Consider the following 24,479-nt stretch of genomic DNA (forward strand, 5'->3'; position numbering starts at 1 on the left):
GATCTCGACCTCTGCTCCCTTTTGAGCTTGGGCTTTTGCTCGCCCGCTCCTGCACATACGCGCGGACGGCCACGTCCGCGCCAAGGGCAAAACGTTCAGAACGTGCGCTGCACCGAGTAGTCGGCCAGCGTGGCCAGTGCGTCGCGATGCGCCGAAGGCGGCAGGGTGGCGAGGGCCTCGCGCGCAGCGCGGGCGTGGCGCAGGGCGCGGTCGCCGGTGCGTTCCAGGGCGCCGGAGTCGCGGATCGAGGCGATGATGCGTTCCAGCGAGTCGAGTCCGCCGTGTTCGATCGCGTGGCGCAGCGACTGCGCCTGTTCCGGGCTGGCTCTCTCCAGCGCATAGATCAGCGGCAGGGTCGGCTTGCCCTCGGCGAGGTCGTCGCCGATGTTCTTGCCCAGAGTGCCGGCGTCGCTGGTGTAGTCGAGCAGGTCGTCGGCGATCTGGAACGCGTAGCCCAGTTCCATGCCGTAGTGGCGCAGCGCGGCCACCTGGTCCTCGGGCAGGCCGCCGAGGATGCCGCCCAGTTCGGTGGCGGCGGCGAACAGCACGGCGGTCTTGCGTTCGATCACGGCGAGATAGGCCGCCTCGCTGACGTCGGCGTTGCCGATGTTGAGCAGCTGCAGCACTTCGCCTTCGGCGATGGTGTTGGTGGTGTCGGCGAGGATGCGCATGATGCGCATGTCGTCCAGTTCCACCATCAGCTGGAACGAGCGCGAGTAGAGGAAGTCGCCGACCAGCACGCTGGCGGCGTTGCCCCACAGCGCGTTGGCGGTCTTGCGGCCGCGACGCAGGTCGGACTCGTCGACCACGTCGTCGTGCAGCAGGGTGGAGGTGTGGATGAACTCGATGATCGCGGCGAGCTTGATGTGGTGCTCGCCGCGGTAGCCGGCGGCACCGGCGGCCAGCACGTGCAGCATCGGGCGCAGCCGCTTGCCGCCGGAGGCGATGATGTGGTCGGCGATCTGGTTGATCAGCACCACATCGGAGGACAGCCGGCGGCGAATCAGTGCGTCGACGCGCTGCATGTCGGCGGCGGCGAGGTCGCGCACCTGGGCGAAGTCGGCGGGGCGGTTGGCGTCGGCAGGCATCGAATTCATGGGTGCATCGCAGCGGCGTAAGGCGCGATTATAGGGTCTGCAGGAACTTGCGCCGCGACATGTCGCCGCAAACGGCAGCGCGGGACTCGCCCCTATAATGCGGGCCATGCCCGTCCCGACACCTCTTTCCCGGTGAGCAAACTCTCCAGCCTCGAACGACGCAGTGCGTTGACGCTGGCCTGCGTGATCAGCCTGCGCCTGTTCGGGCTGTTCCTGATCATGCCGGTGTTTTCGCTGTACGCGAAAGCGATGCCCGACGCGACCGGCTTCATGATCGGCCTGGCGCTGGGCGTCTACGGCATCGGCCAGGTGCTGCTGCAGATTCCGCTGGGGCTGCTGTCGGACCGGATCGGGCGCAAGCCGGCGATCACCATCGGCTTGATCCTGTTCGCCATCGGCGGACTGATCGCGGCCATGTCGCATACGCTGGCCGGCATCGTGGTCGGCCGCGCGGTGCAGGGCATGGGCGCGGTGGCCGGCGCCGGCATCGCGCTGGCGGCGGACCTCACCGCCGAGGAAAACCGCGGCAAGGCGATGGGCATCATCGGCGTGTCGATCGGCCTGGCGTTCCTGCTGGCGCTGATCCTGGGGCCGCCGCTGGAGGCGGTCGCCGGCTTGCCCGGGCTGTTCGCCGCCACCTCGATCCTGGCGCTGGTTTCGCTGGCGCTGCTGTGGCTGATCGTGCCCACGCCGGCGCGCGCCCAGGCGCCGGCGGCGGCGGGTTTCGGGGCCGTGCTGGCCATGCTGCGCGACGGCCGCATGCTGGTGTTGAACGGTTCGGTGTTCTTCCTGCACGCGCTGCTCACCGCCAGCTTCGTCGGCCTGCCGCTGCTGCTGGCGAACACCTTGCACCTGCCGGTGAACCGGCACTGGGAGCTGTACCTGCCGGTGATGACGGTCGCCGCGTTCGTGATGGGCGCGAGCCTGCACCACATGCGCGAGGTGGCGCAGAGCCTGCGCATCGTGACGGTCTGCGTGGTGGCGATCGGGCTGGCGCTGCTCGGCTTTGCGCTGTCCGGCAGCCACCTGGCCGCGTTCGGCGTGGCCGCGGCGGTGTTCTTCTCCGCCTTCAACCTGCTGGAGGCCGCGCTGCCCAGCCTGGTCTCGCGGCTGGCGCCGGGGCATCTGCGCGGCGCGGCGATGGGCGCGTATTCGACCAGCCAGTTCATCGGCGCCTTCGTCGGCGGCGCGCTCGGCGGCATTGCACTGGGGCGGCTCGGCCCGGATGGCGTGTTTGCCTGCGCCGCCGCGTTCACCTTGCTGTGGTTGCCGCTGGTGATCGTCGGCTCGCGCCGGATCGGTCGCCAGGCCGCCGGCGAAGCCCAGATCGCGTAGAGCGGGCACCGCCCGCCAGCTCTTCGTGATCCGGCAAACGGCGGGCGGTGCCCGCCCTACGCGATGGACTCGCGCCGGGGTTTGCATTCGCCGATGGGCGGGCCAATGATGGGGACTCGGCGGCTTCGCTGCATCGAGTACGGCTCCGATGGCTCACGAAATCATCGCGCTGATGGCGCAGTACGGCGTGCTGCTGGTATTCCTCAACGTGCTGGTGACCCAGTTGGGCGCGCCGCTGCCGGCCGTGCCCACGCTGGTGGTGGCCGGTTCGCTGGCGGCCGCCGGCGGGCCGCTGGCGCTGGCCGGCACGATGGCCGCGGTGGTGGCGGGCTGCCTGCTCGGCGATTCGTTCTGGTACGTCGCCGGCCGGCGCTACGGTGCCGGGGTGATGCGCCTGCTGTGCCGCATCTCGCTGTCGCCGGACTCCTGCGTGCAACGCTCGGAACTGCGTTTCCAGCGCTGGCGCGGGCAGGTGTTGCTGGTCGCCAAGTTCGTGCCGGGGCTGTCGACCGTGGGGTCGTCGCTGGTGGGTGCGATGAGGCTGCGCTGGCCTGCGTTCATGCTGTTCGACGGGCTGGGGTCGCTGCTGTGGGCCGCGCTGTGGACCGGGCTGGGCTACACCTTTGCCGCGAGCGTCGACCGCGTGCTGTCCGCTGTCGCCAGCGCCGGCACGCTGGCGATCCAGCTGCTGCTGGCGCTGCTGGTCCTGTACGTGCTGGCGCGCTGGTGGCAACGGCGCCGGCTGCTGCACACATTGCGGATGGCGCGCATCACGGTCGACGAATTGCACCAGGCGATGCGTACCGAGCGCGCCCCGGTGGTGGTCGACGTGCGGCCCGAGGCCTCGCGCCAGCTCGACACCCGCGTCGTGCCCGGCGCGCTGCTGGTCGATGCGCAAGGCATCGATCGCACCGTCCACGACATCCCGCTCGACCGCGAGCTGGTGCTCTACTGCAACTGCCCGAACGAGGTATCCGCCGCGCGCGCGGCAAAGGTACTGATCGCCCAGGGTTACCGCCGGGTGCGGCCGCTGCTCGGCGGACTGGAGGCATGGGACGCCGCCGGCTACGGCGTCGAACACGTGCCGGTCGCGGGCGATGCGGTGGACCGGCAGGCGGCAGGTACGCTGGCCTGAGGCGTCGACAGGTACGCACGGCAGACCGGGCCGATACCCACGCTCGTTTCCGCTCCCGGCCGCTGGACTGAGCCCCTCTCGCGGTTATGATAGCCAGCCAGTTTCACCACTCCGGTCGCAACCCCTCGCAGAATTTGCGACCGGCTCAACCGAGGACACATCCATGGCACGTGGCGTCAACAAAGTCATCCTGATCGGCAACCTGGGCTCGGACCCCGAGGTACGCAGCACCGGCAGCGGTACTACCGTATGCAGCTTCAGCCTGGCCACCTCCGAGTCGTGGACCGACAAGCAGAGCGGCGAAAAGCAGGAACGCACCGAGTGGCACCGCATCAAGATCTTCGGCCGCCTCGGCGAGATCGCCGGCGAGTACCTGAAAAAGGGCCGCCAAGTCTATATTGAAGGCTCCATCCGCACCGACAAGTTCACCGGCAAGGATGGCGTGGAAAAGTATTTCACCGACATCATCGCCAACGAGATGCAGATGCTCGGCAGCAATGAAGGCGGCGGTGGCGGCGGCTACCAGCGCGAGCGTCCGCAGGGCGGCCAGCGCCAGGGCGGCGGCAGCTATGGCGGCCAGTCCCGTGGCAGCGACGACCGCGGCTCCTCGCGCCCATCCTCGCCGGCTCCGGCCGACAACGGTTTCACCGACGACGAGATCCCGTTCTAGCACTCACGCCGACGGCGACCGTGTTTCCCGACAGCCCGCCCTTCGGCGGGCTGTTTTCGTGAAGGGTGCGCGAGCCACGACCGCGCCGGAGGTAACCCCCTTGTGGCGCAGGCGAAGTAAGCTGGGGTTTCCCGGTTTCACGTTTCTCCGTCCAACGGGCACGGTCGGCCTGGCGTTCCAGGCCGGTGCGATGCTCCCTCACGAGGGTCACGGCAATGAAAATGCGTTTTGCAGGATCCATGGCATTGGTTGCGCTGCTGGCGCTGGCTTCGTCGGCGTCGGTGGCCGCCGCACTCGCGCCCGGCACCACCGCGCCCACCTTCACCGCCCAGGCCAGCCAGGCCGGCAAGCAGTTCACCTTCTCGCTGGCCGACGCGCTCGGGAAGGGGCCGGTGGTGGTGTACTTCTACCCGTCGGCCTATACCGACGGCTGCGATCTGGAAGCGCATACCTTCGCGGTCAACCGCGACAAGTTCGATGCCGCCGGTGCGACCATCATCGGCGTGTCGGCCGACAGCATCGAACGGCTGGACGAGTTTTCGGCGGACCCGAAGTACTGCGCGGGCAAGTTCCCCGTCGCCTCGGATGCCGAGGTCAAGATCGCGCTTTCCTACGGCCTGGAGGCGATTAAGGCTCGCCCGGGCATGAAGGACGTGCGCGGCGTGGCCATCGACCATGCGTTCATCCCGCGCACCACGTTCGTGATCGCCGGCGACGGCAAGATCGTCGCCACCTTCTCTTCCGAAACCGACCACCTGCGCCCGGACGAGCACGTAAAGAAGTCGCTGGCGATCGTGCAGCGGCTGCGGGCCGGCAAGGCGCCCTGAACACCTGACCGGGGTGGCGGCCGCTCCGGCGCGGGTTCAATCGCGCGGCGTGGCGGTTCGCCTGCGCCCTGCGCGCCGGTATTCGCCGGGCGTCATGCCGTAGCGGTGCAGGAACAGCTCGCCGAAGTGAGAGGGCGTGGCGAAGCCCAGGCCTGCCGCGATGGCGGCGATGCTCTGCGGCGTTTCCAGCAGGCGCCGGCTGGCCAGGTGCAGGCGGTGCGTGCGCACGTAGTCGCTCCAACTCATGCCGACCTGCTGCTTGAAGCGCCGGCTGAAATAGGCGGCCGACATCGCGCACAGCACCGCGGCCTGTTCCGCGCCGGGGGCATCCGCGGGGCGACGGCGCAGGCGGTCGATGGCCGGGCGCAGGCGCTGCAGGCCGCGCATGTCGATGGCAAATTTCTCGGCGGCGACCGGCGGTGCAAGTGCCGCCGCGCGCAGCAGCAGTTCGGCCAGCGGCAGGGCCAGGGGATCGCGTGCATCGAGCCCGGCCAGCCAGTCGGCGAGCTGCTGCAGGCGGCGGCCGAGGGTCCGGCCGGGCCTGGCGCAGAACGGTTTGCGCAGCCGCTCCAGTTCGGCCAGGCGCGCCAGCGATTCCCCGGCGGCCGCCTCGATCTGCAGCAGCACCCAGTCGCGCGGCCCGGCGTCCAGCGCGAAATCGTGCTGGTGCATCGAGGGAATGAAGGCGATGCAGCCGGGCATCAGCGCGTAGCGACGATCCTCGACATCGAAATGGCCCGCCACGCGACCGAACAGCACCAGCTCGTGCACGTCGTGGAAGTGCACGAACGGCTCGCTGGCCGCGGCCCTCGCATCCTGGCGCACGCGCTCGACGCGCAGCGGCGCACCCGGCGGCAGTTCGACGGGTTCGCAGATGGGACGGTCGAGATGGGGCAGCGCCATGGGAGGATTGTCGCCCATCGGCTGGGGCGTCGCGTGGGCTTGCGCCGTCGTGCACGCCGAACTCTCAAGTCGTCATTCCGGCGAAGGCCGGAATCGCACTTCGGATGTGCAGCGAAAATATGTCCGGCCCATGGCTTCTGGGAGCCCTTCAACTCCGGCCTTCCAGGCCTACGCTCTGGGTGAACGGTGTCGGAGGCGAATGGCACTCACTCAAGGCTAATACTCAAGAGTCGTCATTCCCGCGCAAGCGGGAATCCAGTGACTCCAGCTTTCCAGTCGGACGAAAAGACGCTGGATCCCCGCTTGCGCGGGGATGACGGCGGGAAGGGTTGTCGGGGCCGGGCAAGAGGGGCGGGCTCTCGTCCACCGTTCGGGTTGAGCGTAGCCCGCGCAGCGGGCGAAGTCGAAACGTCTCGCTGCTGGTGGACCCTTCGACTTCGTCCTTCCGGCCTGCGCCCAGGGTGAACGGTGGCGAGAGTTCTCAGCGCGCGGGCGTACCCACGATGCGCACCTGCATCGGATGCAGGGTGGCGCCGGGCGAGGCGGGCGCGCCGTGGTCCAGCAGGTCGCCCCAGGTGCTGCCGGCGAGGAGCCCAGGATCGAGTCGCGGCTTTGCGTCGACCTTGCCCAGGTTCACCAGCAGCAACGTCCGCTGCGTGCCTTCCCCGCGCAGGATGCACAGCACCGCACTGTCGTCGTCGCACAGGATGCGCTGGCTGCCCGCGGAGATTTCCGCTCGCGCATGGCGCAGCGCGAGCAGCTGCTTGTACCAGTGGTAGAGCGAATCCGGCCGTGCCTGTTCTTCGCGCAGCGAGACACCGTCGTGGGAGCGGTTGAAGCGGTCCTTCCAGAACCACTGGTCGCCGCGGTACCAGATGGCCGAGCCCGGGGCTTCCAGGTTCGCGTCCCAGCGGAACGCCTCGCGCACCGGGATGCCCACCGCGTCGGTGAGCGGGATGCCGCCGGACTTGCCGAAGTTCTTCGGCTGCACGCCGCGCATGCCCAGTTCCTGCCCGTAGTAGATCAGCGGGTCGCCCTTGAGCATCAGCGCGATGGCAGCGCCGGCACGCGCCTTCGCCGGATCGCCGTGCACCTCGGACATGTAGCGGTCGGTGTCGTGGTTCTCCAGGAAAACCAGCTGGCGCTTGCCTGGCGGCGTGGCGGCGTCGGTGGCGCGGATGTTCTCCACGATGGTCGCCTTGTCCAGCGACACCAGCGCGCCGCGCAGCGGGAAGGCGAACACCATGTCGGCGTGGCCGTTGCGCAGCCATTTACCGCCGTAGCCCCAGTCGGCCTGTTCGGCGAGGATGCGCAGCTCAGGCCGGCGCGTTTTCAGCGCGTGGAAGATCGGCGTCCAGAAGCCGTCGAACAGGTTCGTGTCCAGGCCCTTGTGGTCGAGGTCGTCCATCATGTGGTCGATGCGGAAGCCGTCCACGCCGTCGCGGCCGCTGCCGTCGCCGTGCGGGTCGGCCCAGTACAGCAGCAGGTCGCGGAAGTAGTCGCGCACCGCGGGGTTTTCGAGGTTCACCATCGCGATGCCGATGTCGCGGCCGTCGTAGCCGGCCCACTTCGCCTTGCCGAGGAAGGGCTCGGCCACGCAGTGCTGCTTGTCCTTCCACAGCAGGTAATCGGCATGCTTCGCGTGCGGCTTGCAGATCGAGTCGCGCCACCACGGGTGGCCCTCGGCGACGTACTGGAACTCCTGGTCGAGGTAGACCTTGAGGCCCTGCGCATGCGCGGCGCGGACGAAGGCGAAGTAGTCGTCCAGCGTGCCGTAGGCCGGGTCGATCGCCTTGAACGCGGTGGCGAAATAGTTGTGGTAGTACGGCGAGGGCTGCAGCGGCGTGAGCAGCACGGTGGTGGCACCGAGTTGCCTGATGTAGCCGAGCTTCGCGGTCAGCCCCTTGAGGTCGCCGATGCGATCGCCGTCGGAATCGCGAAAGCTGCGGAAGAAGATCTGGTAGAACACCTGGCCCTGCGGCTGGACGGCTGCCGGTGCGGCGGCGCGCGCCGTCGGCGAAGCCATGCCGGCGAGCACGGCGACGGCAAGGATGGCGATGAGCGAGCGCGCGAGGTTCATGGATCGTCTCCGGTGGTGGACAGCACGTTGCCGCTCGCGCCGGAAGCCGCTGCCTCGGAGTACGTCGGCCGTCACGCGGTGGCCACCTTGGCCTCGAACAATATGGGATTCCCCGGCGTGTCGATGACCTCGCCGATCACCGCGCCCGTGCACCAGCGTTCCCGGTCGGTCTGCTGCATGGGGTTGTCCGGCGCCTTCAGGCGCATGTCGCGATCCATGTAGATCACCGTCATCACCGCGCGCGGCCGCGTGGAGCGGTTGGGGCCGGCGCGGTGGAAGGTCCAGCCGGAGTGGAAGCTCACCTCGCCGAGATCGAACGGTTCGTCCACCACGCGAAAGCCGTGCGCCTCCATGTTGGCGGTGATCGCGTGCTCGCTCTCGTCCGAGATGCCCAGGTCGCGACCGAACTCCACGTGCTGGCTGCCGGCGAAGAACGCCAGCGGCCCCATGTCCTGCGGCACCGCCTGCAGCGGCACCCAGGCGGTGATGGTGCGGTTGCTGGCCAGCGGCCAGTAATACTGGTCGGCATGCGCCGGCGTGATCCCGCCGGCCGGCTCCTTGTACAGCGACTGGTCGTGGTACAGCCGCACGCCATCCACATCCATCAGCGCGGCGGCAAGACCGGCGAGGCGCTTGCCGAACACGAACTCGCGCACCGTCTCGCTCTCGCACCACAGGTTCATCACCTGCAGGAACGCGCGGTCATAGGTGCTGCGCTCCTCCAGCGGCCTGGTCTGCGTGTTCAGCGCAATGGTGAGGCGCGTGATCTCCGCGCCGTAATGCGCCAGCTCCGCGGCATTGAACACCTGCTTGAGCCTGATGAAGCCGTCACGCCGATAGTCGGCGATCTGCTGCGCCGTGAGCGGGTAGGGGCGGTCGAGGTCTATGGCCATGTCGGATTCCTGTCGTGTCGTGCAAGCAGACCCGTAATCGTGGGTTTGCTTGACTTGCGCCATGGTAGGAATCGGGAACGCCGTGAACATCGGCGCTGCTTGTCCAATTGGTCCCTAGGACTGTCGGATTCATGACCTTGTGGGCCAGGCTGCCTGCGGCTGAAGCTATCGGCTGTTCCCGTATGCGATTGGTGACTCAACCGCCAAATGCCTGACCAGCGGATCGAAGCCGGTGTCATTGGACGATCGTGAACCGGATCGAGACACTATGTCGAGCCACCTACAAAACCGGAAATGGCGTCAGGGGCAATCCGTGGCTGCCACAGAGAAAGCTGCCTCCAACACCTTCCGCTCACGGCATCGCGAAACTATTGTTGCCGCGATTGCTGTCGGGCAACGCCAGGTCCGGGTCGATCGTGGCGGATTTCAGCTTGCGCATGCCGTCGACGTGGATCACGTAGCTGCGGTGCTGCATCCAGGTTTCCCACGGCACGCGCACGTCCTGCTTGCTGCCGTCGTCGTAGACGAGTTGCAGGGTGGCGGGCAGCACCAGTTGGTCGAGGTTGGCCACGGTGACGTCGACGCCCTTGCGGTAGTCGCCGTCGGTGTAGGCGGCTTTCTGCACGGCCATGTCGAACTGCCAGTTGTGCTCGAACCAGCCGCGCCAGAACCAGCCGAGGTCTTCGCCGGTGTCGCTTTCCATGAAGCGGAAGAAGTCGGACGGGCTGGGATGCTTGTACGCCCAGGTGGCGATGTAGCGGCGGAAGGCGGGGTCGAAGCGGTCCGGGCCGATGATCTGCTCGCGCAGCAGCACCAGGCCGAAAGCGGCCTTGAAGTAGGTGATCGGGTGGCGGTATTTCTCGGCGATCGCGTCGGCGTAGGTCAGCGGCGGCGGCGCGTCGGCATCCTTCAGGATGGCGGCGATCTGTTCGGCCGGGGTGCCCTTGCCGGGAGCGTATTCGCTGTCGCGCTTGGGCGCGTACTTGCCGCCGTCGAAGGCCTCGGCTTCGTACACGTCGACGAAGGTGTTGAAGCCTTCGTCCATCCACGCGTCGCGGCGCTCGTTGCTGCCCACGATCATCGGGAACCAGCTGTGGCCGATCTCGTGGGCGATCAGCATCTGCAGGTTCTTGCCCGCGGCCTTCTTGTGGTCGAAGGTGATGCCCGGGTATTCCATGCCGCCGGCGGTGCCGGCTTCGTTGATGGCGACGGGGTACGGATACGGGTAGTAGGTGCGCGAGAAGAACTCGACCGACTTTTTCAGGTTCTGCGTGGCCACGCCCCAGGCCTGGTCGCCGGCGCTTTCCACCGGATAGGCCGACATCGCCAGCGCGGTCTTGCCGTCGGGCAGGTTGATGCGCGCAGCGTCCCAGATGTACGCCTTGGACGCGCCGAAGGCCACGTCGCGGGTGTTCTTCATGGCGAAGTGCCAGGTCAGCGTGCCGCCCTGTTTCGGGCGGCTGGCCGGGTCGCCGACTTCGGCGGCGCTACGGATCATCACCGTCGCGTCGCTGTGGCGGGCCTGGTCCAGGCGCCTGCGCTCGGTGGCGGTCAGCACGTCCTGCGGGTTGAGCAGTTCGCCGGAGCCGACCACCAGCATGTCCGCGGGCACGGTGACGCGATAGTCGAAGTCGCCGTATTCGAGGTAGAACTCGCTGTTGAGGTAGGGCTGGGTGTCCCAGCCGCGCAGGTCGTCATAGACGGCCATGCGCGGGTACCACTGCGCCATCTCGAAGATCTCGCCCTGCCTGTTGGCGTTGACGTCGGTGCGCCCGCCGAACTCGCCGGGCACGGTGTAATCCCAGCTGATGTGCAGCTTGAGCCGGCCGCCGTGACCCTTGAGCGCGGTGGGCAGGGTGACCTGCATGCGGGTGTCGCTGATCACCCAGTGCGCCTTCTGCCTGTGGCCGCCGGCGTCTTCCACCTCGACCGAGCGGATGTGCTCGCCGCTGGTGAACTCGGTGGGGAACTTGCCGCCGCCGAACGCGCCGCGCGCATCCTTGCGGTAGCGGTTCTGTTCGATCTGCAGCCACAGCACGTCCAGCGTGTCGGGGCTGTGGTTGGTGTAGCTGATCACTTCGCTGCCGCTGAGCTTGCGCGTCGACGGATCCAGCGTCGCCTCGATGCGGTAGTCGGCGCGGTTCTGCCAGAACGCCGGGCCGGGCTTGCCGCTGGCATCGCGCATGGCGTTGGCCGGCTGCGGGTAGGTGTACGGGGCGAAGGTCTGCAGCGGGTTGAACGCAGGTGCAGCCGTGTCGGCGGCGAAGGCGGGCGACACCAGCAAGGCGGCAAGCGTGGCGGCGAGGGTGCAGGTGAGTTTGTTCATGCGCGGCCTTGGGAAGGGGGCGTGGTGTGTTCGCGGCGACGATGCAGCGCCAGCAGTTCGTGGCAGGCACCCATGGTGTGGTAGTCGGTCTTGCCGGCCGGGCTTTTCTCGTCGCTGATCTTGCGGTTGTCGGGGGTGAGGATGCGGTACCAGGCGCCATGCCGGTGATCCACGAAATGCTCCCACGCGTAGGTCCACAGGCGCCTGTACCAGTCGTCATAGACGGCCTCGCCGGTACGCGCGTGCAGCAGGGCGGCGGCGGCCAGCGACTCGGCCTGCACCCAGAAATATTTTTCGTCGTCGCAGATGCTGCCATCCGGCGCGAAGCCGTAGCAGATGCCACCGTGTTCGTCGTCCCAGGCGTGGGCCAGGGCGCGGTCGAACAGTTCCTTCGCGCGCGGCAGCAGCCAGTCCTGCGGCGTGCCGCGCGCAGCCAGCAGCGGCTCCATGATCAGCAGCAGCTTGGCCCATTCGGTCTGGTGGCCGGGCTGGAAGCCCCACGGCTTGAACAGGTTCTTCGGGTCGTCGCGGTTGAATTCGCGGTCGATGTTCCAGTGGCGATCGTAGTGTTCCCATACCAGGCCATCGGCCTTGGCGGCCTGGTCGCGGGTCATGCGGTCAGCGAGGGTGAACGCGCGATCGAGGTAGCGCGGCTCACGGGTGGCCTGGTAGGCGGCGATCATCGCCTCGCACATGTGCATGTTGGCGTTCTGGCCGCGGTAATCGCTGAAATGCCAGTCGGCATCGGCCTCGTCGCGGTACAGCCGCGCGTCGGCCTCCCAGTAGCGTTGCTCGAGCAGGTTCCAGGTCTCGTCCATCCAGCCGCGGGCTTCCTCGATGCCGGCCTTCAGCGCGGTGGCATAGGCCAGCAGCACGAAGGCGACGCCGTAGGCCTGGTTGGAGCTGTCTTCCGGCCGGCCGTCGCGGATGGTCCAGTGATAGCCGCCGTTGGCGGGGTTGCGATGGACCTCGCGCAGGTAGCGCAGGCCGTGCCGCGTGGCCTCCAGGTATTCGGGGTTGCCGAAGGCCAGCCATGCCATCGCGTAGTTGAAGACGAAGCGCGTGCTGCTGACCAGGTGGCGATGACTGCGGTCGTAGATCGTGCCGTCGTCCTTGAAGTAGTGGAAGAAGCCGCCTTCCGGATCGATCGCGCGCGGATGGTAGAACGCCATCGTCTGCGCGATGTGGCTGCGCAGGAAGTCAGGCGAGCGGAAATCGGGTGCGGCAGTCATGCCTGCTTCTCCATGAAGTCGAGCACCTCGGCGCCACTGGGCATCGCGGCGAACGAGCCCTGGCGGGTGACCGTGAGCGCGCCGCAGGCGGCGGCGAAACGCAGCATCGCGTGCAGCCGCGGCAGCTGGCTCACCAGGTGGTCGAGCCGGTCGGGCGTCGCGTCGAGTTCGGCCAGGCGGCACAGCAGGCCGCCGACGAAGGCGTCGCCGGCGGCGGTGCTGTCGACCACGGTCACGGCGTAGCCCGGCAGCTCCCCTTCGGCATCCGGATGGAACCAGCGCATGGGCCGCGTGCCGTCGGTGACCACCAGCAGCCGGGCGCGACCGCGCCACAGGCGGTCCAGCGCGGCCTGCTCGCCGTCCGGTGCCAGCCACGCGAATTCCTCGGCCGAGAGTTTCACCACGTCGGCCAGATGCAGCGCCGGCCACACCTGCGTCAGTGCATCGGCGCCGGCCGGCCACAACGCAGGGCGCAGGTTGAGGTCCATGCTGACCAGCGCGCCGGCGCCGTGCGCGCGCTGCATGCCTTCGCGAGTCGCGTCGGCGATGGCCGGCCCGGTCAGGCAGTTGGAGCAGACGTGGAACACCGCCACGTCGTCGAATGCCCCGGTGCGGAAATCGGCAACGCGGAATTGCAGATCGGCCGTGCGCTCGCGATGGAAGATGAAGCTGCGCTCGCCCGCGGCATCCAGCGTGACCAGCGCGAGCGCGGTGGGTGCGGCCGTGCGTGACACGTCCGCCGTGCCCACGCCGGCGCGTTGCAGGCCATCCAGCAGGAAGTCGCCGAAGCGGTCGGTAGAGAGCATCCCGGCGAAGCGCGCGTTGCCGCCCAGGCGCGCCACCGCCACCGCGACGTTCGCCGGCGCGCCGCCGGCGAACGGAACGAAGCTGGCGGCGAAGCCGTGCGCGTCGACGCCGCTGGCGTGCAGGTCGATCAGCGCCTCGCCGAAACAGAGGATCGGCCGGGGCGGGGCGGGATCAGTCGACACTGCTGCGGATCTTCGAGCCGCTGATGCCATAGAACACGATGTACAGGTAGCACAGCAGCGGCAGGAAGAACGCGTGCTGCAGGCCGATGTGGTCGGCCAGCACACCCTGCAGCTGCGGGATCACCGCGCCGCCGACGATGGCCATGATCAGCAGGCTCGATGCCTTGCTGGTCATCGGGCCAAGCCGCTCGATGCCGAGCGCGAAGATGGTCGGGAACATGATCGAGTTGAACAGGCCGATCGCGATGATGCTGTACATCGCCGTGGTGCCGCTGCTCAGCATGGTGGTCAGCACCAGCAGCGCGTTGATCGCGGCGAACGTGGCCAGCAGCTTGCGCGGCGAGATCCTGGCCATCAACGCCGAGCCGACGAAACGGCCGAGCATGGCACCGCCCCAGTACCACGAGACGTACTTCGCCGCCTGCTGCTCGCTCATGTGGCCGATGTCGGGCATCGACAGGTAGTTGACCATGAAGCTGCCGATCGACACCTCGGCGCCGACGTAGAAGAAGATGCCCAGCACGCCGAACAGCACGTGCGGGTGGCGCAGCACGTCGGCGAAGCCATGGCGGCCGTGATCGTCCTTGTCGGTGGACTCGGTCAATGCCGGCAGCCGGAACATCCACACGAACAGCGCCAGCAGGAACAGCACCACCGCCAGCCCGATGTACGGGAACTGCACCGCCTGCGCCTGCTGGGTGTCGTAGAGCAGGCGTTGCGCCGGTTCCAGCGCGGCGAGTTCCTCCGGGTTCTTGACCACGTTGGAGAGAATCAGCAGGCCGCCGAACAGCGGCGCCAGCGTGGTGCCGAGCGAGTTCAGCGCCTGTGCCAGGGTGAGCCGGCTGGAGCTGGTCTTCTCCGGGCCGAGCAGGGCCACGTACGGGTTGGCGGCCACCTGCAGCACGGTGATGCCGGTGGCCAGCACGAACAGCGCGCCGAGAAAGGCGGAGTAGAGGTGCAGCGCCGCGGCCGGCCAGAAGCCCAGCGCGCCGATGCCGGCGATCGCCAGCCCGGCCACGATGCCCTTCTTGTAGCCGAGTGCCGCCACCATGCGCCCGGCCGGCATGCCCATCAGGAAATACGCGCCGAAAAAGGTGAACTGCACCAGGATCGCCTGCGCGTAGTTGAGCTGGAAGATCGACTTCAGGTGCGGGATCAGGATGTCGTTGAGGCAGGTGAGGAAGCCCCACATGAAGAAGATCGTGGTGAGCACGCCCAGCGCCAGCCAGCTGCTGGTGTAGGGCGCGCGGGGCGCACCGTGGTCCGGCGCGAGGGGAGTGGGGCGGGGCGGCGTAACGACAGGGGCCATGGCGATTCCGGTACGGGAGGCGGTCGGGCGTGTGTCGCTCGGCGGGCAAGCAACCGGGGCAATGTAACCGTTTCCATGCGCCGACCGATCACGCGCTGCAACATGCCCGCGCGGGTGCTACTTTCGCAGCTTGCCCCGCTGCGCCGAGATCGCCATGACCCTCCGCATCCCGATGTTGTTCGCCCTGCTGGCCTGTGCCGCCTGTCCGTCCGCACTGGCCGCCAGCGGCCACGCCGGCAGTGTCGATCCCCGCATCGGCACCGGCGGCGACGGCCACACCTTCCCCGGCGCCACCGTGCCCTTCGGCATGATCCAGCTCTCGCCCGACACCGCGATGCCGGACTTCAAGCACGCCTACAAGTGGGCCGCCGGCTACCAGTACGGCGACAGCAGCATCATGGGTTTCTCGCACACGCATTTCTCCGGCTCCGGGCATTCGGACCTGGGCGACGTGCTGGTGATGCCGATCGCCGGCGACGTGCGGCTGGAACCGGGCGACCCGGCCACACCGGGCAGCGGTTATCGCTCGCGCTTCTCGCACGACAGCGAAGTGGTGCAGGCCGGCTATTACGCGGTGACGTTGAGCGACTACGGCATCCGCGCCGAACTCACCGCCGGCCGCCGCGTGGGCTGGCATCGCTACACCTTTCCGAAGGACAAGCCCGCGCACCTGCTGCTCGACCTGCGCCCGAGCATCTACGACTACCCCGGCAAGGTGCTGTGGTCGAAGCTGCAGGTGGCCGACGACGGCACCGTCACCGGTTGCCGCACCACCCGCGGCTGGGCGCCGGGACGCGAGCTGTGCTTCGCCATGCGCTTCAACCAGCCGATGACGTCGCGCACGTTGTACGACCGCGAGAGCGACGTCCTCTACAAGGGCTTCAAGGGCCCCGGCAACCAGCCGGTGGACCACGACGCGCAGAACGGCCGCGCGCTGGTCGGCGTGTTCGACTTCGGTGCGCTGAAGCAGCCGCTGGAGGTGAAGGTGGCGATCTCGCCGGTCAGCGCCGCCAACGCGGTGGCCAATCTCGATGCCGATGGCAAGGGCTGGGATTTCGACGCCCGCCGCGCGCAGGCAAGGGCCGCGTGGGATCGGGCGCTGGCGGTGGTCGACGTCGATGCCTCCGCCACCGTGCGCAAGCAGTTCTACACCGCGCTCTACCACGCCATGCTGTCGCCCACGTTGAGCATGGACGTCAATGGCGAATACCGTGGCCCCGACCATGCCGTGCACAAGGCGGACGGCTACGAGTTCTACTCGACCTGGTCGCTGTGGGACGTCTACCGCGCGCAGCAGCCGCTGATGGTGCTGCTCAATCCCGAACGCAGCACCGACTTCATCCGCTCGCTGATCGCCGCGCGCGAGGCGAGCCCGTTCGGCATCCTGCCGGTGTGGGCGTACCAGGGCCTGGAGACCTGGTGCATGATCGGCTACCACGCCGTGCCGGTGATCGCCGACGCGTACATCAAGGGTGTGCGCGGCTTCGACGCGGACAAGGCGCTGCAGGCCATGGTCGCCAGCGCCACCTACGCGCCCTACGGCGACCTGGCCGACTACATGAAGCTCGGCTACGTGCCGATCGACAAGGAGCCGGAGGGCGCCTCCAAGACGCTCGAATACGCCTACGACGACTGGTCGCTGGCGCAGATGGCGAAGGCGATGGGCAAGAACGACGTTGCCGCCACCTTCGGCAGGCGCGCCGGCAACTGGAAGAACGCGTGGGACCCGAAGACCGGTTTCATGCGCGCGCGGCTGGCCAACGGCGCGTTCCGCGAACCGTTCGACCCCACCGCCGCCGGCTACGGCAGCGACTTCACCGAAGGCAACGCCTGGCAGTATTCGTGGTACGTGCCGCAGGACGTGCCGGGCCTGATCGAGGCGATGGGCGGAGCCGCGAAGTTCGTGGCGAAGCTGGACGCGTTGTTCGACGCGAAGGTCGACCCGGCGCACTTCAAGCACGTCGAGGACATCACCGGCCTGATCGGCTGGTACGCGCACGGCAACGAGCCCAGCCACCACATCGCCTATCTCTACGACTACGCCGGCGCGCCGTGGAAGACGCAGGAGAGGCTGAAGCAGATCATGGACAGCCAGTACGCCGCGCGGCCGGACGGACTCTCGGGCAACGACGACCTGGGCCAGATGTCGGCCTGGTACGTGTTCACCGCGCTGGGCTTTTACCCGGTCACGCCGGCCAGCGACGTCTACGCCATCGGTCGGCCGTTCGTCGGGCGTGCCACGCTGCACCTGACCGACGGCAAGGACTTCACCGTCAGCGCCGCGCCGCTGGATGACGCGCACCCTTACGTCGGCGAGGCCACGCTCAACGGCAAGCCGCTGGCCGCCCCCTTCCTGCATCACGCGCAGATCCTCGCCGGTGGCGAGCTGCACTTCCGCATGCAGGCCACGCCCAACCGCCACTGGGGCGTGGGCGCCCCGCCGCAGGGATGATGATTCGCCGGGTCGTGCCAGAATGGGGCGGGCGTTGATGCTGGCCGTCGCGGAGGGCTGGATCGAATGAATTTCCGCAGCTTCATGAGTTGGCGGGTCGCCGGACTGCTGTCGGCCATGCTGATCATCGTCGGCCTGCCGTACGTGGTGACCCGGCTGAACACGCAGGACACCGTGCTGGCCAACAGCTGGGTCACCCACTCGACCGAAGTGCGCTCGGTCGCCTATCGCATCGCCTACCTGATCCGCAGCAGCGAGGCGGCGACCTACCGCATGCTGGTCGGGGACGTCGGCGCCGAGACGCGCGCCGAGGCCGAGAGCGCCGCGGCACAGGTGCCGCAACTGCTGCAGCGGCTGCGTGCGATGACCCGCGACAACCCGGCCCAGCAGGCCCTGATCGGCGCGCTGGAAAACAGCGTTACCGGTCGCCTCACCCTGATGGCTCGTGCGCGCGAGCTGCAGCGGCGCGGCGACGTGGGCCGCGCCGGACAAGCGATGGGCGAGGCCACCGACCTGTTTCCGTTCGCCACCAAGATCGACGGCATCGTCGCCAACGAGGATGAGTTGCTGACCGCCCGCAAGCAGGCCGCCCACCACCGCGAGTTCAACGGCCAGCTGGTGCAGGGCATTACCGCGCTGGCGCAGTTGGTGCTGCTGGCGATCATCGTGATCGCCTCGGAACGGCAGATTCGCCAGCGGCGCCGGGCCGAGACGCGCGAGGGCCGCGCGGTGCTGCGTTCGCGGCTGATCCTGCAATCGGTGCGCGAGCCGATCGCGCTGTTCGACGCCAACCTCAACAGCCTGCTGGTGAACAACGCTTTCGGCGACCTGTACGGCGAGGACCCGCAGCAACCGTCGCGCACGCTCGTCGAGATCGGCGGCGGCGTGTGGAACGACAGCGCACTGCTGCAGCGTTTCCGCGACGTGCTGCTGAGCGACCGCGAGCTGTGGGACTACGACCTGGTGCAGCGCACCGCCGACGGCGAGCAGCGCCACATCGTGGTCAACGCGCGCAGGCTGCAGCAGGATCTCACCGACGAACCGGCGCTGCTGCTCACGGTCAGCGACGTCACCGTGCGCGCGCTGACCGAGGAGAAGGTGATCGAGCTCAATCGCCAGCTCGAGGGCAAGATCAACCAGATCTCCGACATCAACCGCGAGCTGGAGGCGTTCAGCTACTCCGTCTCGCATGACCTGCGCGCGCCGCTGCGCCACGTGGCGGGCTTCGTGCGCAAGCTGGAGCACCACCTGGCCGGCCAGCTCGACGACAAGGCCAGCCACTACATCGGCGTGATCGACAGCGCGGCCCAGCGCATGGCGTTGCTGATCGACGACCTGCTGGTGTTCTCGCGCCTGGGCCGCGGCCCGCTGCGGTTGCAGGCGGTGGACATGCAGTCGCTGGTGGAGGAGGCACGGGCACTGGCCGAATCCTCGGCGGAGGGCCGGCGCATCGTGTGGACGATCGGGCCCTTGCCGATGGTCATCGGCGACGCCAACATGTTGCGCACGGTGTGGCAGAACCTGCTCGGCAACGCGGTGAAATACACCGGGCGCCGTGAGGTGGCGCGCATCGAGGTCAGCGCCGGGCGCAGCAGCCGCGGCGATTACGAGTTCGAAGTGGCCGACAACGGCGCCGGCTTCGACATGCAGTACGCGGACAAGCTGTTCGGCGTGTTCCAGCGCCTGCACCGCGCCTCGGATTTCCCGGGCAACGGCATCGGCCTGGCCAACGTGCGGCGCATCATCACGCGCCACGGCGGCAAGGTCTGGGCCGAGGCCGTACCGGACCAGGGCGCCACGTTCCACTTCTCGCTGCCGGCCATCGACGTGGCCGGGGCGCAAAACGGAGAGTCAGCGGCATGAACAAGAAAGAACTGCGCACCGTGCTGCTGGTCGAGGACAGCCTGGCGGACGCCGAGATGGCGATGGACGCGCTGGCCGAAGCCCACCTGGCCAATCCGGTGGTGCACGTCGAGGATGGCGTGGAATGCCTCGACTACCTGCATTGCACCGGCGCCTGGGCCGGGCGCGATCCGGGCGACCCGGCGGTGGTGCTGCTGGACATCAAGATGCCGCGCATGGACGGACTGGAAGTGCTCACCCGCATGCGCCACGACGAGCACCTGCGGCGCGTACCGGTGGTGATCCTGTCCTCCTCGCGCGAGGAGAGCGACCTGGCGCGCAGTTGGGACCTCGGCGCCAACGCCTACGTGATCAAGCCGGTGGACGTGGACCAGTTCTTCGAGGCCGTGCGCACGCTGGGCCGGTTCTGGGCGGTGCTGAACGAGGCGCCCGAGGCGAATTGACGCATGAACAGACGCGCCCGGGCGGTCGCCCGCGGTGTAGACAACGATGGCCGCACGGCCAGTGACGGAGAACCCCATGCCCAACCGGCAGATCAAGTCGATGCCGACGATACGGGTGCTGCAAGTGGAGGACAGCGAGCTCGACGCCGAGCTGGTGCTGGCCGAGCTGGACGCCGACGGCATCCCGCACGAGGCGCGGCTGGTCGACGATGAAGCCGGCTACCTGGCCGCGCTGGACGAGTTCGCCCCGCATATCGTGCTGTCCGACCTGAGCGTGCCGGGTTTCTCCGGGCAGCGCGCGCTGGAGCTGCTGCGCGAGCGCGACGAGGACCTGCCCTTCATCTTCGTTTCCGCGACGCTGGGCGAGGATGCCGCCATCGAGGCGCTGCGCAACGGCGCGACCGACTACATCCTCAAGCAGAACCCCGTGCGCCTGGCCAGTGCGGTGCGTCGGGCGCTGGTCGAGGCGGATGCGCGCAAGGCCAACCGCCGCGCCGAGGCCGACCTGATCCGCGCGCAGCGTTTCGAGAGCCTGGCGATGCTCGCCGGCGGCCTCAGCCACGACCTGCGCAACCTGCTGCAGCCGCTGTTGCTGGCCGGTGACAGCCTGCGCGACTACCAGGACGACCCGCGGCTGATGCGGCTGGGCAACCTGGTGCGCGATTGCGGCAAGCGCGGGCTGGAGATGGTGCACTCGATGCTTTCCTTCGCGCGCGGCGCCCGCCGCGCCGAGCGCGTGCGCGTGGGCACCCTGATGAGCGCGTTCGGCCTGCTGATGCAGGGCAGCGTGCCCCGTTCGGTGGTGATGGACCTGGCCATCGACGACCCCGAGCTGGCCTTCGAGGGCAACCACACCGAGCTGCAGCAATGCCTGCTCAACCTCTGCCTCAACGCGATCCAGGCGATGCCCGACGGCGGCAACCTGCGCATCGAGACCAGCCAGCAGCGGCTGGCCGACGACTTCTTCCTGCCCGAGGAGGTGCCGCACACCGGCTGCTACCTGCGCATCAGCGTGATCGACTCCGGGCCAGGCATGGACCAGGCCGTGCTGGAGCACCTGTTCGAACCGTTCTTCACCACCAAGGACGCCGGCACCGGCCTGGGCCTGATCTCGTGCAAGCGCATCGTGGCCAGCCACGGCGGCGTGATGCGGGTGGACAGCAAACCCGGCAGCGGCACCCGTTTCGACCTCTACATCCCGCTGGACGAAATGGAAGCCGACGCCGAGGCGATGGACGACATGCAGAGCCTTGAAGGCGCCGCCGAACGCGTGCTGGTGGTGGTGGAGGAGGCCGGCCAGCTGTCGCTGCTGTCCGATACGCTCGATGCCTACGGCTACCAGGCGCACGCCAGCCAGAGCGGCACCGCCGCGCTGCAGTGGATCGAGGCCGGCGGCCTGCCCGACCTGGTGCTGCTCGACGCCGACATGAACCTTTTCACCGGCGTGCGCACGCTGGCCGCGCTGGTCGAACAGGGTTACCAGGGCGGCGTCGTGCTGCTCGCCCGCCCGGACGCGCCACCGGACCCGCAGGAACTGCCCCCGCTGGACAACCTGCAAATCGTGGACAAGCCGGTCAGCACCGCGGCCCTCCTGCGCGCGCTGCGCAAGGGATTGGAGGGCGACGACTCCGCGTAGCCCAGGCACGGCGCGCCGCTTTGCGGTCCGCGTGGCCGGAGCAGGCGGTTGCCGCCCTGCGCGGCGGTCGCGGGACATTCCCCGTGCGAACGCCTTCCCTCGTTGCGCGGCGGAAAGCCGTCGCGCGCGGGTAGGCGTCGGGTTGCGCCTTCAGTCGATGCCGAGCTTCTTCAGCTTGTAGCGCAGGGCGCGGAAGGTGATGCCGAGTTTGCGGGCGGCGGCGGTCTTGTTGTAGCGCGATTCTTCCAGCGCCTTGACGATGGCGGTGCGCTCGATGTTGCTGATGTAGTCGTCCAGCCCGCCATCGGCGCTGGGTGCCGCGGCAGCGGCAGCGGCCGGAGCGCCGGCAGTGGCGGCGACCTCCGTCGGCGCCGGGCGCGCGCCGCGCTGGGGCAGCATCAGGTCGGAGGCCTCGATGCTGGCGCCGTCGCTCATCGCCATGGCGCGTTCGAGGATGTTCTCCAGCTCGCGCACGTTGCCGGGGAAGTCGTAGGCTTCCAGCGCATCGAGCGCGGCCGGCGTCAGCCGCCCGACTTCCTGGCCGCTCTTGCCGGCCAGCGACTTGAGGATGAACGCGGCCAGCTGCGGCACGTCGCCGCGGCGTTCGCGCAGCGGCGGCACGCGCAGCTCGATCACGTTGATGCGGTAGAACAGGTCCTGGCGGAACTGGCCCTGCTCGACCAGTTGGCCGAGGTTCTTGTGGGTGGCCGAGAGGATGCGCACGTCCACCGGGATCTCGTCGCGGCCGCCGATCGGGCGCACCGCTTTTTCCTGGATCGCGCGCAGCAGCTTGACCTGCATGTGCAGCGGCAGTTCGGCCACCTCGTCGAGGAACAGCGTGCCGCCCTGGGCGGCCTGGAACAGGCCTTCCTTGTCCGCGCTGGCGCCGGTGAAACTGCCCTTGCGATGACCGAAGAACTCGCTTTCCATCAGCTCGGACGGGATCGCGCCGCAGTTGACCGGCACGAACGGGCCGCCCGCGCGCGGACCGCGCTCGTGGATCAGCCGCGCGACCAGCTCCTTGCCTACGCCCGATTCACCGGCGATGTAGACCGGCGCCTGGTTGCGTGCCAGCTTGGCGATGGTGGCGCGCACCTGTTCCATCGCCGGCGAGTCGCCGATCAGGCGGTCGCCGGAGCCGCCGGCCTTGGCGGCGCCGCCGCCTTCGCGCTTCTCCTCGGCCAGCCGCAGCGCGGTGCGCACCAGGCCGCGCAGCATCTGGATGTCGACCGGCTTGGAGACGAAGTCGAACGCGCCGGCCTTGAGCGCGTTCACCGCCGCGTCGACGTTGCCGTAGGCGGTAATCATCGCCACCGGCGTGTCCGGGCAGGTTTCGGCGATCAGCTCGATGATCTCCTGGCCGTTGCCGTCGGGCAGGCGCATGTCGGTGAAGCAGAGGTCGTAGCTGTTTTCGCTCAGCGCGCGGCGGGCGTCGGCGACGGTGCCGACGGCTTCGACCTGCAGGTCCATGCGCCCGAGGGTGATGGTGAGCAGCTCGCGGATATCGCGTTCATCGTCGATGACCAGGACGGTCTGGAGGCTCATGGCATGTCGCGAGGGGAGGGTGGCTCAAGAATAACCGCGGCCCAAGTCAAGAGCAAAGCCGGCGCGCGGCGTCGGCGGCCTGCCGGAGCGTTCAGGCTTCGGGCTCGCCGTCGCCGGCGCCGCGGTTCATCTGCGCCGGCGTCAGGGTAAGCCGGAAGCAGCTGCCACCGCCGGCCACGCGCACGTACTCCAGCGCGGCCTGGTTGGCCTCGCTCATCTGCTTGGCCAGGTACAGGCCCAGGCCGGTGCCGTATTCGTGGGTGGTGTAGAACGGCTCGAAGATCTGTGCGGCCACCTTGGGCGCGATGCCGGGGCCGCGGTCGATCACCTCGAGGATCGGCACGCCATGCTCGCCCTGGCGTGCGACCACCATCACCCGCGCCGGCTCGCCGGGCAGGCGGCCGTAGCGCAGCGCGTTCTGCACCAGGTTCCACACCACCTGTTGCAGCTGCTGCGGATCGGCCAGCGCGACCACCGCCACGCCGGTGCTGGCGATCGCGCGCAGCGAGTCGGCGCCGAGGTCGTTGCCCTGGCGGTATTCCTCCACGAAATCCTGCGCCCAGTCGCCCAGGTCCAGCGCTTCCGGGCGCGAACGCTCGCGGCGCGACAGCTGCAGGATGTTCTCGATGATCTCGTTGAGCCGCACGCAGTGGTTGTTGATGATCTCGACCATGCGCTGGTCGGCGCCGTCCATGGTGCGCGATTCGGCCAGCAGCTGCGCCGAGTAGCGGATCGCCGCCAGCGGGTTGCGGATCTCGTGGGCGATCGAGGCCGACAGCCGGCCGAGCGAGCTGAGCGTGAGCTCCTCCGCGCGGCGCGACAGCAGCGAGGTGTCGTCGAGGAAGATCAATACGTGCGAGTCGTCGTTCGGCGCCAGCCGGGTGAAGCGCGGCACCACTTCCGGGACGCCGTCGGCGAGCTGGGTGGCGGTTTCGTCGAGCTTGCCCGAGGTCATCCAGTGGTACAGCCGGCGCGACAGTTCCGGCGCCAGCAGCCCGAGGTCGCGCTGGTCGGCGCCGGGATTGCCCAGCAGCATCCAGGCCGATTCGTTGATCTGGTGGATGCGGTTGGCGTCGTCCACCAGCAGCACGCCGGTCTTCATGCGGCGGATGATCAGTTCGTTGATCTGCGACAGGTTGGCCAGGTCGGTGCTGCGCTGCTCGGCCAGCGCCTCGGTGGCGCGCAGCTGCTGGCCCAGCACGCTGCACAGGGCGGTGGTGGCGAAATAGGCCAGGCCGAACAGCGCCGCTTCGAGCAGGTCGCGGTCACCGGCGTGGGGCGACAGCGACCAGCCGAACAGCGAGATGCCCAGCATGCCCAGCGTCGCCAGCGCGGCGAAGAAGCCGGACATGCGCAGCGGCAGGATCAGCGCGCCGGCGCAGAGGTTGACCGCCAGCATCATCGCGATACCGATGCGCGCATCGTGCATCGCCACGATCGCCAGCACCGCGGCGACGACGTCGACCACCAGGGTGGCGGCCACGGCGGTCTTTGCGTGGGCCATGCTGCGCCGGTTCAGCAGCAGCGCCAGCAGCGCGAAGATCAGGTACAGCGTGGCCAGCGTGCGCGCGAAGCCCGGCGCGGCCAGCTGCGGCCAGCCCATGCCGGGCGGGCTGAATGCCAGGGCGACGTACACCAGCGCCTGCACCAGCCTGAAAACATTGAGGAACGACAGCTCGTGGCGGATCGTGGCCGTCCCTGCGCGCGGATCGTTTAACGTAGCTAAGGTAGACACGTAGGCTGC

The 24,479-nt window shown here is 68.6% G+C and carries 18 protein-coding genes; 8 read left to right on the forward strand and 10 right to left on the reverse strand.

The window, feature by feature from the left end; all coding sequences use genetic code 11:
- Positions 1–95: 95 nt before the first annotated feature.
- A complete protein-coding gene (locus tag ACVCL9_RS00360) occupies positions 96–1,097 on the reverse strand; it encodes a polyprenyl synthetase family protein (protein ID WP_447097111.1) in 1,002 nt (333 codons plus the stop codon).
- Between the two features lie 132 nt (positions 1,098–1,229).
- Between ACVCL9_RS00360 and ACVCL9_RS00365 the strand changes: the two genes are divergently transcribed.
- From ACVCL9_RS00365 to ACVCL9_RS00380, 4 genes are all read left to right on the forward strand, one after another.
- Positions 1,230–2,432, forward strand: a complete 1,203-nt coding sequence (locus ACVCL9_RS00365; protein WP_447097110.1) for an MFS transporter — start codon at positions 1,230–1,232, stop codon at positions 2,430–2,432.
- A gap of 148 nt (positions 2,433–2,580) precedes the next feature.
- Positions 2,581–3,567 carry a DedA family protein/thiosulfate sulfurtransferase GlpE gene (locus tag ACVCL9_RS00370; protein ID WP_447097109.1) on the forward strand — a complete coding sequence of 329 codons (987 nt, stop codon included), beginning with the start codon at positions 2,581–2,583 and terminating at the stop codon, positions 3,565–3,567.
- Positions 3,568–3,730: 163 nt separating this feature from the next.
- On the forward strand, positions 3,731–4,237 hold the full coding sequence (ssb, locus tag ACVCL9_RS00375) for a single-stranded DNA-binding protein (RefSeq protein WP_447097108.1): 507 nt from the start codon (positions 3,731–3,733) through the stop codon (positions 4,235–4,237).
- Positions 4,238–4,476: 239 nt separating this feature from the next.
- Positions 4,477–5,064, forward strand: a complete 588-nt coding sequence (locus ACVCL9_RS00380; protein ID WP_447097107.1) for a peroxiredoxin — start codon at positions 4,477–4,479, stop codon at positions 5,062–5,064.
- Positions 5,065–5,100: 36 nt separating this feature from the next.
- Here ACVCL9_RS00380 and ACVCL9_RS00385 read toward each other — a convergent pair whose 3' ends face one another.
- The 7 genes from ACVCL9_RS00385 to fucP form a co-directional block, all read right to left on the reverse strand.
- The gene (locus tag ACVCL9_RS00385) at positions 5,101–5,967 is read right to left on the reverse strand and encodes an AraC family transcriptional regulator (protein WP_447097106.1); all 867 of its coding nucleotides are present in this window, start codon (positions 5,965–5,967) and stop codon (positions 5,101–5,103) included.
- A 481-nt stretch (positions 5,968–6,448) separates the two neighbouring features.
- Entirely contained in the window at positions 6,449–8,047 is a 1,599-nt protein-coding gene (locus ACVCL9_RS00390) for an alpha-amylase family glycosyl hydrolase (protein WP_447097105.1), read from the reverse strand.
- A gap of 71 nt (positions 8,048–8,118) precedes the next feature.
- On the reverse strand, positions 8,119–8,940 hold the full coding sequence (locus ACVCL9_RS00395; protein ID WP_447097104.1) for a phytanoyl-CoA dioxygenase family protein: 822 nt from the start codon (positions 8,938–8,940) through the stop codon (positions 8,119–8,121).
- A 352-nt stretch (positions 8,941–9,292) separates the two neighbouring features.
- Positions 9,293–11,266, reverse strand: a complete 1,974-nt coding sequence (locus tag ACVCL9_RS00400; protein ID WP_447097103.1) for a M1 family aminopeptidase — start codon at positions 11,264–11,266, stop codon at positions 9,293–9,295.
- Positions 11,263–12,498: an AGE family epimerase/isomerase gene (locus ACVCL9_RS00405; RefSeq protein WP_447097102.1), complete on the reverse strand. Its 1,236-nt coding sequence runs from the start codon at positions 12,496–12,498 to the stop codon at positions 11,263–11,265. The genes ACVCL9_RS00400 and ACVCL9_RS00405 overlap by 4 nt, the downstream gene beginning before the upstream one ends.
- Complete coding sequence (locus tag ACVCL9_RS00410; RefSeq protein ID WP_447097101.1) at positions 12,495–13,517, reverse strand: carbohydrate kinase family protein; 1,023 nt, start codon at positions 13,515–13,517, stop codon at positions 12,495–12,497. The genes ACVCL9_RS00405 and ACVCL9_RS00410 overlap by 4 nt, the downstream gene beginning before the upstream one ends.
- A complete protein-coding gene (fucP, locus tag ACVCL9_RS00415; protein WP_447097100.1) occupies positions 13,477–14,796 on the reverse strand; it encodes an L-fucose:H+ symporter permease in 1,320 nt (439 codons plus the stop codon). Before fucP ends, ACVCL9_RS00410 begins: the two co-directional genes overlap by 41 nt.
- 154 nt (positions 14,797–14,950) lie before the next feature.
- On the opposite strand from fucP, the gene ACVCL9_RS00420 reads away from it, so the two are divergent.
- From ACVCL9_RS00420 to ACVCL9_RS00435, 4 genes are all read left to right on the forward strand, one after another.
- Positions 14,951–17,248 (forward strand): GH92 family glycosyl hydrolase, encoded by a 2,298-nt coding sequence (locus ACVCL9_RS00420; RefSeq protein ID WP_447097099.1) that lies wholly within the window; start codon positions 14,951–14,953, stop codon positions 17,246–17,248.
- A 66-nt stretch (positions 17,249–17,314) separates the two neighbouring features.
- Complete coding sequence (locus ACVCL9_RS00425; protein ID WP_447097098.1) at positions 17,315–19,111, forward strand: sensor histidine kinase; 1,797 nt, start codon at positions 17,315–17,317, stop codon at positions 19,109–19,111.
- Complete coding sequence (locus tag ACVCL9_RS00430) at positions 19,108–19,554, forward strand: response regulator (protein ID WP_395116774.1); 447 nt, start codon at positions 19,108–19,110, stop codon at positions 19,552–19,554. The genes ACVCL9_RS00425 and ACVCL9_RS00430 overlap by 4 nt, the downstream gene beginning before the upstream one ends.
- 76 nt (positions 19,555–19,630) lie before the next feature.
- The gene (locus ACVCL9_RS00435; protein WP_395116776.1) at positions 19,631–21,190 is read left to right on the forward strand and encodes a response regulator; all 1,560 of its coding nucleotides are present in this window, start codon (positions 19,631–19,633) and stop codon (positions 21,188–21,190) included.
- A 150-nt stretch (positions 21,191–21,340) separates the two neighbouring features.
- Here ACVCL9_RS00435 and ACVCL9_RS00440 read toward each other — a convergent pair whose 3' ends face one another.
- Positions 21,341–22,735, reverse strand: a complete 1,395-nt coding sequence (locus tag ACVCL9_RS00440; protein ID WP_395116778.1) for a sigma-54-dependent transcriptional regulator — start codon at positions 22,733–22,735, stop codon at positions 21,341–21,343.
- Positions 22,736–22,826: 91 nt separating this feature from the next.
- The gene (locus tag ACVCL9_RS00445) at positions 22,827–24,470 is read right to left on the reverse strand and encodes a sensor histidine kinase (RefSeq protein ID WP_395116780.1); all 1,644 of its coding nucleotides are present in this window, start codon (positions 24,468–24,470) and stop codon (positions 22,827–22,829) included.
- Positions 24,471–24,479: the final 9 nt, after the last annotated feature.

The sequence above is a fragment of the Rhodanobacter sp. UC4438_H5 genome (assembly GCF_052978405.1).

What these genes read in the sequence shown, in the direction of transcription:
- ACVCL9_RS00400 (WP_447097103.1), bottom strand. Translation starts at nt 11,266, where the DNA reads ATGAACAAACTCACCTGCACCCTCGCCGCCACGCTTGCCGCCTTGCTG.
- ACVCL9_RS00405 (WP_447097102.1), bottom strand. Translation starts at nt 12,498, where the DNA reads ATGACTGCCGCACCCGATTTCCGCTCGCCTGACTTCCTGCGCAGCCAC.
- ACVCL9_RS00440 (WP_395116778.1), bottom strand. Translation starts at nt 22,735, where the DNA reads ATGAGCCTCCAGACCGTCCTGGTCATCGACGATGAACGCGATATCCGC.
- fucP (WP_447097100.1), bottom strand. Translation starts at nt 14,796, where the DNA reads ATGGCCCCTGTCGTTACGCCGCCCCGCCCCACTCCCCTCGCGCCGGAC.
- ACVCL9_RS00435 (WP_395116776.1), top strand. Translation starts at nt 19,631, where the DNA reads ATGCCCAACCGGCAGATCAAGTCGATGCCGACGATACGGGTGCTGCAA.
- ACVCL9_RS00385 (WP_447097106.1), bottom strand. Translation starts at nt 5,967, where the DNA reads ATGGCGCTGCCCCATCTCGACCGTCCCATCTGCGAACCCGTCGAACTG.
- ACVCL9_RS00380 (WP_447097107.1), top strand. Translation starts at nt 4,477, where the DNA reads ATGGCATTGGTTGCGCTGCTGGCGCTGGCTTCGTCGGCGTCGGTGGCC.
- ACVCL9_RS00395 (WP_447097104.1), bottom strand. Translation starts at nt 8,940, where the DNA reads ATGGCCATAGACCTCGACCGCCCCTACCCGCTCACGGCGCAGCAGATC.
- ACVCL9_RS00425 (WP_447097098.1), top strand. Translation starts at nt 17,315, where the DNA reads ATGAATTTCCGCAGCTTCATGAGTTGGCGGGTCGCCGGACTGCTGTCG.
- ssb (WP_447097108.1), top strand. Translation starts at nt 3,731, where the DNA reads ATGGCACGTGGCGTCAACAAAGTCATCCTGATCGGCAACCTGGGCTCG.
- ACVCL9_RS00420 (WP_447097099.1), top strand. Translation starts at nt 14,951, where the DNA reads ATGACCCTCCGCATCCCGATGTTGTTCGCCCTGCTGGCCTGTGCCGCC.
- ACVCL9_RS00370 (WP_447097109.1), top strand. Translation starts at nt 2,581, where the DNA reads ATGGCTCACGAAATCATCGCGCTGATGGCGCAGTACGGCGTGCTGCTG.
- ACVCL9_RS00360 (WP_447097111.1), bottom strand. Translation starts at nt 1,097, where the DNA reads ATGAATTCGATGCCTGCCGACGCCAACCGCCCCGCCGACTTCGCCCAG.
- ACVCL9_RS00430 (WP_395116774.1), top strand. Translation starts at nt 19,108, where the DNA reads ATGAACAAGAAAGAACTGCGCACCGTGCTGCTGGTCGAGGACAGCCTG.
- ACVCL9_RS00390 (WP_447097105.1), bottom strand. Translation starts at nt 8,047, where the DNA reads ATGAACCTCGCGCGCTCGCTCATCGCCATCCTTGCCGTCGCCGTGCTC.
- ACVCL9_RS00410 (WP_447097101.1), bottom strand. Translation starts at nt 13,517, where the DNA reads ATGGCATCAGCGGCTCGAAGATCCGCAGCAGTGTCGACTGATCCCGCC.